The 14,484-nt window shown below is 46.4% G+C and carries 7 protein-coding genes; 3 read left to right on the top strand and 4 right to left on the bottom strand.

Annotation, left to right across the window (positions count from 1 at the left end; all coding sequences use genetic code 11):
• Window positions 1-340 precede the first annotated feature (340 nt).
• From ACUVJL_RS00545 to ACUVJL_RS00530, 4 genes are all read right to left on the bottom strand, one after another.
• Complete coding sequence (locus ACUVJL_RS00545) at window positions 341-2,347, bottom strand: chromosome partitioning protein ParA (RefSeq protein ID WP_445244052.1); 2,007 nt, start codon at window positions 2,345-2,347, stop codon at window positions 341-343.
• A gap of 56 nt (window positions 2,348-2,403) precedes the next feature.
• Entirely contained in the window at window positions 2,404-5,409 is a 3,006-nt protein-coding gene (locus ACUVJL_RS00540) for a peptidase domain-containing ABC transporter (RefSeq protein WP_445244051.1), read from the bottom strand.
• A 140-nt stretch (window positions 5,410-5,549) separates the two neighbouring features.
• The gene (locus ACUVJL_RS00535) at window positions 5,550-6,299 is read right to left on the bottom strand and encodes a peptidylprolyl isomerase (protein ID WP_445244050.1); all 750 of its coding nucleotides are present in this window, start codon (window positions 6,297-6,299) and stop codon (window positions 5,550-5,552) included.
• Window positions 6,300-6,618: 319 nt separating this feature from the next.
• The gene (locus ACUVJL_RS00530; protein ID WP_445244049.1) at window positions 6,619-10,470 is read right to left on the bottom strand and encodes a glycosyltransferase; all 3,852 of its coding nucleotides are present in this window, start codon (window positions 10,468-10,470) and stop codon (window positions 6,619-6,621) included.
• Window positions 10,471-10,839: 369 nt separating this feature from the next.
• Here ACUVJL_RS00530 and ACUVJL_RS00525 point away from each other — a divergent pair, with 369 nt between their 5' ends.
• From ACUVJL_RS00525 to ACUVJL_RS00515, 3 genes are all read left to right on the top strand, one after another.
• On the top strand, window positions 10,840-12,513 hold the full coding sequence (locus ACUVJL_RS00525) for a methyltransferase domain-containing protein (protein ID WP_445244048.1): 1,674 nt from the start codon (window positions 10,840-10,842) through the stop codon (window positions 12,511-12,513).
• A gap of 84 nt (window positions 12,514-12,597) precedes the next feature.
• Window positions 12,598-13,467 (top strand): calcium-binding protein, encoded by an 870-nt coding sequence (locus ACUVJL_RS00520; RefSeq protein WP_445244047.1) that lies wholly within the window; start codon window positions 12,598-12,600, stop codon window positions 13,465-13,467.
• 40 nt (window positions 13,468-13,507) lie between these two features.
• On the top strand, window positions 13,508-14,335 hold the full coding sequence (locus ACUVJL_RS00515; RefSeq protein WP_445244046.1) for a Uma2 family endonuclease: 828 nt from the start codon (window positions 13,508-13,510) through the stop codon (window positions 14,333-14,335).
• The last annotated feature ends 149 nt before the right edge of the window (window positions 14,336-14,484 follow it).

The raw sequence follows: 14,484 nt of genomic DNA, 5'->3' as shown, positions 1-14,484 counted from the left end.
AGGTATTGTTGGTGAACCCGTATCATGTCCGATCGATTAACCATAATATCCCGGTCGGGGCGGGTTTTTGAGATTGTCAATTATTCGCAGGTATTGTTGGCTCATATCAAATCCGTTGACATCGGAATTATTATCACTCTCTTCTCTTTCTCTGTGTCCTCTGTGCCCTCTGTGGTTTAATCATTCCGATATAACCGGAATTGATATCACGGGCCCCTACAAAAATCGCGATCGCTCGACCGGACATGATATCATCAGCTTTTCGACTGACAATCAACTCTCAACTCTCAACAGTCAACGGTCAACCGTCAACCGTCAACCGTCAACCGTCAACTGTTCGCTACTTAACAGTCTTGAATGTATCCAATTTGCCCGTAAATCGGTTGATAAACATCTGCAAAACAGTCCGCTTGCCGATATTGATATTAGAACTCACGGACATTCCCGACTGCAAGTTAACCGCCACTTCATTTGGCTTGCCCTTGTTCAAAAGAAACTTCTGATTCTTGAGCTTAATTTTGGTTTTGAAAGCGTAGTATTTCCGCAGTTCAGTAGGAGGCTCAGCATCGCTGCTAATCTCTTTCACTTCACCCTCAGCAGTACCAAACTCCAGAGCCGGGAAAGCTTCTACATTCACTTCCACAGGCACGCATTGGTATTTAGTCAAACCCAGTTTCTCTCTGTTAATTTCCTTCTCTGGACAAACGCAACTTTTACCTTTTTCGCAGTCAACCTTTTCTCCGTCTAATTGTTTGCCGTGATACGGCTCCAATTTTTCCCGCTTCTGTCTCAAAGCATCCAATACCAGAGCCACATTGCTGTTTTCCAGGTAAACAACTGCTTCCAGACCGTTTTCGTCATCCAAAACCTTGAGTAGCTTTTCAGTTTGCTGCGCTTCGTAATAAGCTTCTTCGCAGCGTTGTGGGCGCGGTTCGCCCGGTTTCACCACGGAATTAATAATGGATTGGCAGATCGGATCTTTCGCGATATCCAGCTTAGCGTTCTCCTTCTTAGAAGGTTTCAAGTCGAAGATTACCCCCGATACCGGAGCCTTCAGAATTTGAGTATCGCGGTTTTGTTGAGCCTTTTCTAGCTGAGCATTCACTTCGGACAACTTTTTCAGGTTTTCCACTTTGAAGCGGCTTAGCTGAGAATCGCTGCTGGCAATTTGTTTCTGGTTTTCAGCAATTTTGCTGTAAAGTTCTTTTGCCCAGGCATCCTTGGTGTTTTTTAACTGTTCTTTGGCGCGCTTGATCGACTCCTGAATGCGGTCTTGCTCTCCTTGTTGACGCTGTATTTCAGCAGTAATTTTTTTGATTTCGCCTTGGCGAGCGTTAATTTCACCTTCGCGCGTATTGATTTCACCTTCGCGCGTGTTAATTTCGCCTTGGCGAGCGTTGATTTCACCTTCGCGCTGCTTGATTTGATCTTGCTGTTTGAGAACGTCGCTTTGGCCTCTTAAAACATCTTGCTCTTGACGTTCTTTTTGCAGTTCAGCGATGGCTCCTTCCTGCACCAGGGGGCGGAGTCTGTCTAGAATGTTTTGATTCGACTTCAATACTTGTTCGGCTTTCGCTGACTGTTCTTGGGCCAAACCTTTCTGGGCCTTAGCCGATTCTACTTGCTGTTTGGATGAAGCTAACTGCTGCTTGGCATAATTTAATTGCTTTTCGGCAAAACCGAATTGTTGCTGTGCTACCGTCATTTGATCCCGGGCGGCTTTCTCAGCATCCTCAGCTTGCTTCTGTTGTTTTTCCAACTCCTGAACTTGCCCTTGGGCTGCAGCTACGCGAGACAGAAACTCCGATCGATAATTAACATAAAGTCCTTGCTGAGCAGCATCAAAATTTCCGCTGGCTCCCCTGTTGAGGTACAGCTCGTCAATCAAAGCTTGCAGCACTTGATTTTGTGCCGTGAGGCTCTGTCTGTCTTTGATAGTTGATTCTAGGCTTGAAGGAATAGGTCCTCGAATTTTGCCACTCACAACATCTTCGTAAAATTTATTTTCCTTTTCCAGAGCTTCTTTAGTTTTCTGAATTGATGTTAAATCGGCACTGGGTGCAAGGGGGTTGAAAGTGAGCAGAGGCTGGTTTTTTTCCACGCGATCGCCATTTTCGACGTGAAGTCTCACCACAGCGCCAGTAGCAGGTGCTTGGATGTCTCTAGCACCATCTTTTAGCTCCAATTGGCCCACAGCGGGGACAGCTTGCTCTACGCGAGCAAAATAAGCCCAAACTACAGCAGAAGTGGTCATCAGCATGATCATCCACAAAAACAAGTGCGACCAAATCGCTGGTTTTTCGAGAATGACTGGTTGCTCAGAAAGTATTAACGATTTCATAGCCATTTGTTAGTTTTCAGTTGTTAAGCGTTAGCGATCAGTTGTGAATTAATTGTTAGATATCAGGTATTCGATGACTCTTGTTGTTGGAAGAGGCAGTAGTAACGCCCTTTAAGAGCCATTAATTCTTTATGAGTTCCCCGCTCGACTACAGAACCTTGATCCATCATGATAATTATGTCGGCGTTTTGGATTGTAGTCAGGCGGTGAGTAATGAAAAACACCGTGCGGCCGGCGAAAGCTTCTGCTAAGTTATTGCAAACTTGGCGTTCGGAATGGTAGTCGAGGGCGCTTGTAGCTTCGTCCAAAATTAGCAGTTTCGGGTTTTGCAAAATCGTGCGGGCGATCGCCAAACGCTGCCTTTGACCCCCAGAAAGCGACGCACCCCGCTCTCCCACCACCGTATTGTACCCAGCAGGCAAGCCCATAATAAAATCGTGAGCTACCGCTAATTTCGCAGCTCGCACAATCTCATCCGTACTCGCATCAGGATTACTCAGAGCAATATTTTCCTGCACAGTACAGTTAAACAGCAAAGTATCTTGCAGCACCACCCCAAGTTGGCTGCGGAGCGAGTACAGTTCCACCTTAGCAATGTCGTACCCGTCTATAAAAATCCGGCCCGACAGCGGCGGATAAAGACGCTGCAACAGCTTCATCGCCGTACTTTTACCGGAACCGCTTCCCCCCACAATTCCCACAAAACAGCCAGCGGGAAATTCCAAATTCACATTCGCCAGTTGCAGCGGCCCGCTTTCTAGAAATCGGAAGGAAACCTCCTCATAGGTAACCTGCCCTTGAATGGCCGGCAGCGGGATATTGCTCCGGTCTTCTTCGCTGGTTTCCGTCGGCGTATCGACCACATCCTTAAGCATATCGATCGACATCGAGACTTCTTGGAAACTCTGCCACACGCTGACAAAACGCAGCAGCGAACCAGTCACGTTCCCGGAAATTATTCGGAAAGCAATCAACTGACCCAAAGTAATCTCATTTCCCAGTACCAAATAAGCTCCCACCCACAACTGAGCTAAGTTACCCACCTGGTTTAAAAAGCTGCTAACAGTACCGGCCGCAGTCCCCGTGATAATTGTTTTAAAACTGGCTGTAATGTATTTTGCGTAGCGGCTCGACCATTCCCAGCGGGATTTCAATTCAATATTTTGAGCCTTAACAGTTTGAATCCCGCTGACTACTTCCACTAGATAAGATTGAGAGTCAGCAAAACGCATATTTCTCTGTTTGATCAGGCGCAGCACCAGCGGATTGATTAGAACAATCATCAGCCCCAGTATCGGTACCACTGCCAAAGATACAAACGTTAGCTGCACACTGTAAGAGAGCATAACGGCGACGTAAACCACCGAAAAAACCGCATCGAGAACCACTGTCAGAGCTGTACTCGTCATGAATTCCCGAATCTGGCCCATCATGCTGAATTTGTAAACCAGATCTCCGACGCGCCGATTGTCAAAGTAATTCTGGGGCAGCCGGAGCAAGTGGTCGATGACTTCTGCACTCAATTTGACATCAATGCGGTTTGAGGTGTCTATAAACAAAAAGGTACGCAAACCGTTGAGCAGTCCTTCAAACAGAGCAACACCTAACAGAAAGGCCCCCAAAATATCCAAGGTGTCAACGCTGCGCTGACCTAATACTTTATCAATAATTACTTGGCTGATTAATGGGTTGGCCAGACCAAATAACTGTACAAAAAACGAAGCGAGCAACACCTCAAAAAACACTGTCTTGTGTTCCATGAGCGCCGGCACAAACCACCAGAAGCTGAACTGCTCTTTTTGTTCAACTTGCGGAGCTTGCAGCAGCAGGACTTCTCCTGATTCTCCCCAGATTTCTTTAAACTGAGGTAGCCGTTTCCGCATCAGCCCCTGTTCGGGCGTGGCTATCACCAATTCTTGCTCGGTGATGCTGTAAATAATGGCAAAGCTATCTTGCCATCTAATCATTACCGGGGCTTTGATGCGGTTGATGGCTTCTGCTGGCACTTGCGCTAATTGAGGCGTGAGGCCGATGCTTTGGGCGATCGCCCCGCAGGCTTGCAGACTGATAGAACCAGCGGTTTTTAACTGATTTTCTAGAACTTTGCGGATGATATCTCGACGAAATTTTAGACCGAAATACTTGCTCAACATTTGGAAGCAAGCTAGCGGGCCCTCAATCTGCCCTTTGGCACGGAAAACTGGGTATCTCGCCGAATCCTTTGGTTGGTCGGTTGCTGGTTCTGGGGGACGCTCTGGGGCTATCTTAATGTCGAGCAATTTTCCTGCCGGATTCTGGCTATCGACAGCAGGCTCTGTCGTGCCATTTAATGGGTCTGGCTCGGGTTGGGGTTCTGGAGGTTCCCGGAAGCCGACCAAGCGGGCACCGAGGCGGCCTTCTACTTTTAACGATTTGGCTGCGTTTTCCACTATGAAGCGGCTGCCGGTGGGAAAGTCGCCCAAGACGCCGCTGCTGACGAGCCAAACTCGATCGGCATCTAGCTCTTTGGCGAGGTCTTGAGTTTTTTTGTTGCCGTTTGGTACGTTGACAACTGTCGCGTCTTGCCAAGCTTGCAGGGTGAGTTCCTTGAGATTGGAAGTGCCGTCGGCTTGGCGCTGCAACTCCAGGCTCAACAGTTCAAATACTTCGCTCAAGGAACAATGTTCGCGAAAGGCTTCTCCAAATGTCGGCTGTTTTTCCAGTACGCTCAGGAAATCTTCGGCAGGTAGGACGATCGCGATCACATCTGTAGAGGCGATCGCCGTCTCGCAGGGAACTCCCCGGAGCAAGCCAGCCCAGCCGAGAATTTCCTTCGACTGCACCAAGCGCAAACTTACGTGGCGCTGCGAGCGCTGGTCAAAGCCCAGCAGCCTGGCCTGGCCTTGATAGATAATTGCCACCTGAGTCGGCATTTTTTCCCGTTCAAACAGGGGTTGCCCCGTCCGGTAGCCGAGGAGTTGGCATTTAGCCACCAAGGCTGACAGAGCCGTCTGTGAGAGTCGGTCAAAGGGAGGTGTTTTAGCTAGGAAATCCTGGATCTGGGAGAGGGAAACAGCGGAAGAAGTCATCCGATTTTAGATTTTAGATTTTAGATTTTAGATTTTAGATTTGAATCCACAGATGAATCCGGAGGCTTTTTGTCAAGATGCTACGCTTTTTAAAGTCTCCACGGGTAAATCCGGGGGTCCCAGAGCAAAATTGCTTTCGGTCATGATATTGAAGACACGGAAGAGAGGGGCTGTAGCGGGCCTATTTGGGATATCTGTTCGGCGAGCCAGCTTTCAAAGAGTTCGTTAATCAAGTGCAGCCGCATCGATTCATCGAGCTGGGCTGGCATGAACTTTTCTAGTCGAATAATCACCATCCATTCTGCCAGAGGACGCGGCGTCCAGAGTTGATTTGGCTGGCTGACGGACAAAAGTTTGCTGATTGCCGGGTGGGGCTGGGATAGCGGTACTGGGCCCAACAAGCCGCCGGACTTGGACTCGGGCCCTTCGGAAAAGTCGCGCGCCACTTCGGCAAAGGTTTGTTCCCCTTCAAGGATGCGAAAGTAAAGTTCGTTTGCCAGTGCTGGATTTTTGGTGCGTATCAGGGAATAGACTACGTGGTCTAGGCTGGCTTTGCGGGTTAAAAAATAATTATCTACTTTAGGTCTCCAAGTGGCTTGCTTAAATTTTTCGATCAGCAAGGGCCTAACTGCCATCTCTTGAAGTTCTTCTTCCGTCATGTTTTGGCTGCGCAGCCAAGCTTCTTTCGCTTCGGGGGCTGTCAGTTGGTATTGTGCCAGAAAGTTCTCGACGGCGGAGTGGCGTTCTTCGTCGCTGCAACTAAAGGATGCGATCGCTTGGTCTACTATTACACCGCGCAAGAATTGCGGCATTAACTGGTACCGCTTCAGGAGCGATGGCATATCCTGAGCTTGCAGTAATTTATCGCCTATTTGAAAAAGTCCTGTCATTTTTTTATCTCCAACTGACTTGCGCTTCTCCTTTTAATTTAGCTGTGGCAGGAAAAGAGCGACAACCACTAACCCGTCGATTCCCCGATGATAGCAGGCCGTCAGTGGGCTAGCGCTATTGCTGTCTATTTCTTGACGATCTGCCGAAGGAGGGGTTCCCCGCCTGCCTCACAATGGTAGCTGGATAAGGCGAGAGTGGGAGAATGTCCGAGTGGCAAAATCTTTCTTCTGCCATCTTTTTTCTGCCATCTTCCTTCTTGCCTCAACATCCATCCGTTAAATCCCGTACACTGTTTCGTTGCCTTTCTTCCTTCTTGCTTCACTCTCCCAATAGTCTTTCAAAGAGTGTTCCGAGTTGCGTCGAGCAAGCGCGACTGTCGAGATATTTAGGGTTTGCCGCCATTTTTTCCTGGATTCGATCGCGGTAGTGCTGGCGGAGTTCTGGGTTGGTTCCCAGTGCTGTACTCAGCTCTACATAAGACTTCTCGCTGTTTGCTACCATTTCCGGAAGTAGCAGTTCTTCAAGCACTGCAGCTGATTGTCGCGATCGAGTGGTTTGCCCTTTTCTTACCACTACAGGCAACCCGACCAACAGCGCTTCTGCTAAGGAGTAGACACCGCTGTATGGATAGGAGTCTAAATATATATCAGCCAATTCCAGACATTTTATGTAATCGGCGCGAGATGGCAGCGTTTTAATCACAACTAAGCGCTTTTTGTCAATCCTAAATTCCGCAAAGAGCGATCGAATTTGTTTGTATAAAGGCACCGTCGGATAGTTTCCATTGGGGGAACTAAAGGGATACAAAACTAAAATAGAATTCGGTACCGCAGCAATAATTTTTGCCCAAGTTTCTCTCACTTCTGGGATAATTGTAAAAGCTGGAGCGCTGGACATGAACACTACAGATTCGTCGGTGGCTCCCCAACTTCTGCGAGTCGGTTCAACTCGGGCAGGTGCTGAGCCTACAGTATAGCTTAAACAAACTCCCGAGCCTTTTAAAGTAATTAATTTTTCGCGATACTCTGCAGCAGCACCTGCGAGCAATGTCAAATCTCCGGCAATGAAATAATCGATATTTCGGATTCCGGTGGTTGCGGGTGTTGACGCATTCTTCGCTATTTGCACCCGCGCTAGTCGGTGCAGGCACAGCAGCGCGCTTGGTTGGGAAGTGTCGGCGGTATTGGTGCAGATTAGCAGAATATCTAAATCGTGCGATCGAATTTCTCGGACTTGATTTGGCAAATCTTCTGATAGTTGCACCAGTTTGTCAGCGCAATTTCCGCAATATTTCCCCAGTCGCTCGTCTTCTACCTGGAAATGGTACACGATAATTTCAAATTTGCTTCTGTCTAAGTATTCAAAACTCGCAATTGCAGCACGAGTCTCGGATTCATCACTAATTTTGTCAAGCAAAAACCCCACTCTAATTTTACTTTTTTTAGATTCTATATGAGCAGAACTCCAGTCTATTCGACAGCCCATATTTTTTAAATAAAATTCTAATATCTCAGCTCGCTGCCTCAATATATCGAGCAAATTAGCCTCGCTCAAATACAAAGCTTTGAAGCTCACATTCTGCGCCATAAATGCCGCCAAATAACGCCAAACTTCAGAATCGGGAAAACTGGCGATATTAGCAGCGACGTACTTGATTAGCTGCTGGAAATATTCAGAGTACCTTTCAACTTCCCACTTTTCTTGAAAATAACTGGGAGACTGAAATAAGAATTTCAGAAAGTCGTCAAAAAACCACTGGGGAATCGCTGCATTTTTATACTCAAGCGGCAACTGATAAGCGTCGCGGTACAGCATCGCTACCAGGAGATATTGAATCTTATCGGCAATTTCCCCTCCTTCAGCAAGTTTCGAGGATAACTGCTGGACAAAACTTTGTTCAGACTCAGTTAAAGTTTCATTTTTGAGACCGCTATCTAGTAGCAATTTATGAGCTTTCCCCACTTCTTGCGAGTAAGCACTTTCTAATTTTTCCGCTGGCAAATCCAGCCAATTTCTAGCTATCTGTTGGCGGTATTCCCGCAGTTGCGCGAGAAGAGACTGGTTTGATGGCGCTTTTTTGTACTGCTCAACCAGTGCTGACAAGTCAGATCTACTAGGCTGGGTTCTTAATGCCAATTTATGACGAATTCTCTGTTTAATTTGTTGATTCAGGAAGCTGTAATCAGGACTATTTAATAGTTTATTGTAAAATCTGACTACATCCTTATGATTTTCCCCAGCAGCGAAGTTTTTCCAAGTTTGTTGTTCGGGATGAATCCGCAGTGACGACAGTTTTTCGTCTACAAATCCGATGTGATAATTACCCATGATTCGCCACCACATATCTAAGTCTACATACTGAGATAATCCCGAATCAAATAATCCTATTTCAGTAAAGACTCGGGCGGCAATTAAGACGGTACTCGGTTCGCCAATTTTGTTGATGGGGTTGCTCAAGCAGTTAGTATCTGCCAGTAATTCTTTTCCGGGCTGAATAGATTTTAAATTCGTCCAACTTTTATGCAAATCTTTAATTGATTGGGAAGCTTTCCGCAAAATCGGGTTAGATTCATCTTCAGCTATGGTGATGCCACGCGGGGAGAAAACCATACCTATTTCTGGGTGTTGTTGGGCGACTGCGACCATTTTCTCAATACATTCTGGTGCGAGCAAGTCGTCTTGAAATAGAAATTTAATGTATTGACCTTTTGCTTGGGATATGCAGAAGTTCCAGTTTTGTGATAAGCCGTAGTTGCGGTGCAGTACGATGCGGAAATCGACTGAGGTTTGTAATTGGAATGATTGGGCGATCGCAATTGTGCGGTCTGTGGAGCCGTCGTCGGATATAATCAGTTCTATGTTAGGGTAGGTTTGGGCCAAAGCACTTTTGATTGCTTCCCCAATAAATGCTTCTCCGTTGTATGTCGGAATGCAAATGCTCACCTTCGGCTGCTCGTTTGGCAGTTCTCCTTTTGATTGACTTAGTTGCTTTGATTGTGGCAAGTTAGCCCTAATTTTGGCAGACTTCGCTTTGGCTGTTCCTGACAGAGGTATGCTTTGAAAGTTATCGGTAATTTCGGCAATATATTCGAGACGTTTTCTAATTTTATTACCTGTAACTTGCGGGTTGAGTAAGGTCTTAATTTCCTCAGCAGCTATTGCTCCAATTTGTTGAGCTTCCCGGTAATTGTTGAAGACGTACCGCATTAAATCAGCAGCGTGTTCGACATCCGCTTCGGCCCAAACATTGCCTTTTTTGTAAGGCCCGCAATCTTTCTCAAGTGGGATTAACTTATACTTGACTAAATAGCTGTTGCCGACATTCATAAATTCTGTATTTGATGAATAGCCCGTGGCAATTACGGGTTTGCCGTAAAACATGGCTTCAGCCATTGTTAAGCCAAATCCTTCGCAGCGGTGCAGGGATAGATAACTGTCGCAATTGTACAGCAAACCGTTAATTTCCTCTTTGGACAAATACCCGTCTAGATGTTTGATATTTGAAAAATCTTCTATGGAGAAATTTAACAATTTTTGCTGCTCAAGATTTTTGTCGGAGTTGGAAGATTTGAGAATTAACAAGAGGCGCTCATCTTCGCCAAAAGCTTGTTTAAATGCTTGAATGACCGCTAAAGGATTTTTGCGCTCGATGCGGCTGCAAAAGTCGAATACAAACAAGAAAATAAATTTATCTTTAGGTAAATTCAGTGCTTCTCTGTTAAGGGAAGGGGCGGGGAGAGCAATACTCGGCATGATTTTGATAACGGGAATTGGCGAGACTGCGGAAATTGCCTCGGCGCAATAGTTGCTATAAGTCCATATTTCGTGAAAGTGATTAAATGCTGGCTGCCATGCTGGGGGAAATGCGGGAAGTTCCCAGGCCCAAAAGCCGATATTGTATTTGTTTTCAAAATAGCTGGAACCTGTATGTTTGATAAAGGTTGCAACTTCATCGGCGTTGATTTGAATTAAGTTTACGGGATGGGGATTGTCTTGGCTAAAATTTTGATAGGTGGTGTCTTGTTTGCGGTGGAGACTGCGGGTAAAATTGTTGATGACGAATGGAATGTTGGCGCTTTCGGTAGCTCTGATGTTGGCTCGGACACCTTCTCCTATTCCAAATTCGCCGCTGATGTAGCCGGCGATGTTAATTCCTAGATTTGAGTTCATAGTTTATAATGTATTCAGCAAATGGTTGTGTTGATTTTTGGGAAACAACCAGAATTCATTGAGATCCTCAATCGCGCTTAATGAGGGTATGGGTTGAGAAAAAATTATAATTTTGCTCGATATTTGCTAAGATATAGCAATCCTTGCAGGATGGGTGAATAAGATTAAATGAACCGCAGAGGGCGCAGAGAACGCAGAGGAAGAGAAGAGAGGGAAGAGAGAGAGTTGGTAACAGAAAATTGGGTGCTTGACAAATGTGCCGATCGCCATTGTATACTGGCATCGCAATGCTAACCTTCGGCTGGTCGTCTGTTGGCATGGGTGGCTCTGTTTTATTTGACGATAAACTAATTAGGAATTTTAGAGAAAGTGATCGATCGCGTCAACCACGACCTCTTGAAGCTGCTCCCGCCGGATGCTAAAGTCCTTGTTGAAATTGGCTGTGGTACGGGTGCGACGGGCCAAGAGTACAAGCTGATCAATCCCCATTGTCAGTATATTGGCATTGAATGCGATCGGGAAAAAGCTAAAATTGCAGTTGATCGCCTAAACTGGGTGACGTTCGCCAATATTGAAGAAATTGCCATCGAAAGTCTCGACATCGGCCCAGGAACCGTCGATTGTTTGGTTTTTGGGGACTTGCTACCCTACCTCAAAAACCCTTGGGATATCCTCAAGCAGTACACTGCTTTGCTGAATCCAGAGGGGCAAATTCTCGCCAGAATCCCCAATGTTCAATACTGGCGGCGAATTGTCAATCTGCTGCGCGGACATTGGGAAAATCCCGACAGCAAGATGCAGCACTGGTTTACCCTAGAAAGTATTAAATCACTATTTGCTCAAGCCGGATTGCAGGTTTATGAATTTCAAGGAAAGGGACACAAAACCGAAAATTTTGTCCAGTTTCAGAAATTGCTGCATCCAATGGTACAGGCTTTAGAGCTAACATCGAGCAGTTTTGCTACGGAAACCGGTGCTGAATATTATATCGTGCGATCGACCAAATCGACCGTACCTGCGCGCAGACTCCTGATTCAGACTATCATTATGGCTCCAACAGGGTGCGATCGCGTGCGAGTTTTGGAACCGGACAAGTTTAGCGCCACAATTCCCGGTGTCCGCACCGTATCCGGCGTGAAAGCAGCAGAATTAATTCCGCCCCTGTCTGGAGAAGAAAAAGTCTTCATCTGGCAGCGGACAATCATGCAATATCCCGCCTATATTCCCCAAATCAAAGAACTCCTTCAACAAGGCTATTTAATAGTAGCGGAAATTGACGATAATCCCGTCCGCCGCCGCGAATATGCAGACAATAATTACCTCAGCTATCGCGGCTGTCACTGTGTTCAAACTTCTACAGAACCGCTAGCAAAAATTTTGCGGCACTACAATCCCAATGTTGCCGTATTTCCCAATCAATTAGCTTATCTACCTCCGCCGCGAATTTATCCGGCAGAAGATACAGTCACAATCTTTTTTGGTGCGCTCAACCGCGAAAAAGATTGGCAGCCGATTATGGCAGCGCTAAATCGAGTTTTAGTTGCACACAAACACCAGATTCGAGTTAAAGTAATCCACGATCGCAGATTTTTTGAAGCCTTAAAAATACAACAAAAAGAATTTGAACCCTTTTGCAGTTACGAACGGTATCAAGAAATTATGTACAGTTGTGATATCGCTCTGTTGCCGCTCGTTTCCAACCCGGTTAATGAAATGAAATCCGACTTAAAATTTATTGAATGTGCAGCGCGGGGAGTAGCGGTACTGGCAAGTCCCACCGTGTACGAACATTCGATTGTCGAAGGTGAAACCGGATTGATTTATAGATATGAAAACGAGTTTGAAATGAAGCTGAATTCGCTGATATCTGACACTTCTATGCGCCGGGAAATAGCCGCGAATGCTTACGAATGGGTGCGCGACAACCGCTTGCTGTGCGGGCACTACCGGCAGCGGCGAGATTGGTACTTACAAATGCGGGACGAGTTGCCCCGTTTAAATGCTGAGTTGCGCGATCGCCTGCCGGAGTTATTTGGTGACTAAATGCGGTAAGATTTATAGGCGTTATTGCCCGCTCTTTCTGTTTTATTGTTTTATTGTTTAATTTTTAATTGTTACTCCACGCCAATGCGAATTCTATTCACTATTGCTCACTTTTACAATCCCAGCGGCGACGGGAAACACGCTTCCCAGCGAAATGATCCGCAACCGCGACTAAATGCTTTAACCGCTTGCGTGACATCGCTGCAAGCTTTGTACGGCAAATCTCAGTCCATGATTGACATTCGCGAATGTGCAACTATCCCAGCCAATCAATCTCAACAGCACGAAATTGACATTGTTGTTTGCACTACTCAAGGTTATCATCTGTTGCATCAACTCCCAGTGCAGCCCAGATGTTTTATGCACCACCCTACAAAATGCGAACCGCTACTGTTGGGGTTTGAATGTCAAGCAGTTTTGCGAGCGTGTCTTGACAAATACGATTATTTCTGTTACTTGGAAGATGATTTAGTTCTGCACGATCCGTGGTTTTTTAGTAAATTAAAGTGGTTTACGCATCACGCAGGAAATGGGAATTTGCTGCAACCTAATCGCTATGAAATAGCGCCTCAAGGGGCTGTTTTTAAAGCATATATTGATGGTGATTTAGCGGACGCAGCTACTTCTTCCTTTCAAAATGTAGGGGAGCAGCGGCAGTTAATGGGAAAAATTATGGAACAAACAATCGCTTTTGAGCGCGCTTTGAATCCTCATTCCGGCTGCTATTTTTTGAATGCGGAACAGATGGCACACTGGGCTAAGCAGTCTCATTTTTTGGACAGGGATACTAGCTTTATCGGCCCGCTGGAAAGCGCGGCGACTTTAGGAATTATGCGGACTTTTAGAGTTTACAAGTCAACTCCTTCTTATGCTAATTTTTTGGAGGTTCAACATTTTGGAGCGAGTTTCCTGAAGTTGATTGGTAATAAGGTAAGGATGCGGGAAGAAGGATGAGTTAAGATATTCAGGTAAGCTGCAATACTTGAGAGGTAGCATGACCCCGGCAACCGAAAAAATTGTCCTTCCCTCTCCTTTCCCCGACCACACTCAACTGCCAGAGGAAGACGGCACTTTTGTGAAGAATTTTCAGGAGCATCCCCAGAGCATTATTTTGACTGATTCTATTGGGTCGGTATTGCAACGGCTTCATCCCGATGGGCAATATGCTATAGGGCAAGACTGTGGCATCTACTGGCGAGAAACTGACCCGCAAGAAAGGGGCGCGGAAGCTCCTGATTGGTTCTACGTGCCCAACGTGCCACCAAGACTAGGAAATCAGATTCGTCGCTCTTACGTGCTGTGGCGCGAATTCATGGCTCCGATGATTGCTTTGGAGTTCGCATCGGGAGACGGTTCAGAAGAGCGGGACACAACCCCACTATCGTACTCGGAAGTTGGAGCGGCGCAAAGGCCTGGGAAGTTTTGGGTCTATGAGCGGATCGTGCGGATTCCGTATTATGGCATCTATGAGATCAATAGTGGCAGGCTGGAGGTTTACAGCCTGAACAATGGGTTTTACCAGCAGTTGCTTCCGAACGATCGCGCTCATTATCCGATCGCGCCAATGGGCGTAGAATTAGGACTGTGGCAAGGCAGTTATCAAAACCAGACAATGCTGTGGCTGCGGTGGTGGGACAGCGAGGGCAATTTGCTGCTGACAGGTACAGAACGAGCTTCCTTAGCAGAGCAGGCTTTGAGTGCAGAAGCCCAAGCACGGCGGGATGCGATCCCTCGGTTGTTGGCAATGGGATTGAATGCACAGCAAGTGGCAGAAGCACTCGGTTTATCCGTAGAGGAAGTTAGCCAGCATTCACAATCTTAAGGTTGCTTTTTATTAAGAGACTATTAGACCTCTTGCAAAAATAATTAGGACGGGCAAGATGCCCATCCCACAAGAAAAAATAACTCTTGTGGGATGGGCACTTGCCCGTCCCATCAATTGAGGAAAAGGATTTTTGCAAGAGGTCTAAT

The sequence above is a fragment of the Microcoleus sp. OTE_8_concoct_300 genome, assembly GCF_031383065.1.
Lineage (GTDB): Bacteria > Cyanobacteriota > Cyanobacteriia > Cyanobacteriales > Microcoleaceae > Microcoleus.
The sequence above is the reverse complement of the archived record's forward strand: the minus strand, read 5'-3'. Positions and strand labels throughout refer to the sequence as shown.

Excerpts from the sequence above, each read along its gene's own strand:
- ACUVJL_RS00545 (WP_445244052.1), bottom strand. The coding sequence starts at position 2,347 with ATGGCTATGAAATCGTTAATACTTTCTGAGCAACCAGTCATTCTCGAA.
- ACUVJL_RS00540 (WP_445244051.1), bottom strand. The coding sequence starts at position 5,409 with ATGACTTCTTCCGCTGTTTCCCTCTCCCAGATCCAGGATTTCCTAGCT.
- ACUVJL_RS00535 (WP_445244050.1), bottom strand. The coding sequence starts at position 6,299 with ATGACAGGACTTTTTCAAATAGGCGATAAATTACTGCAAGCTCAGGAT.
- ACUVJL_RS00530 (WP_445244049.1), bottom strand. The coding sequence starts at position 10,470 with ATGAACTCAAATCTAGGAATTAACATCGCCGGCTACATCAGCGGCGAA.
- ACUVJL_RS00520 (WP_445244047.1), top strand. The coding sequence starts at position 12,598 with ATGCGAATTCTATTCACTATTGCTCACTTTTACAATCCCAGCGGCGAC.
- ACUVJL_RS00515 (WP_445244046.1), top strand. The coding sequence starts at position 13,508 with ATGACCCCGGCAACCGAAAAAATTGTCCTTCCCTCTCCTTTCCCCGAC.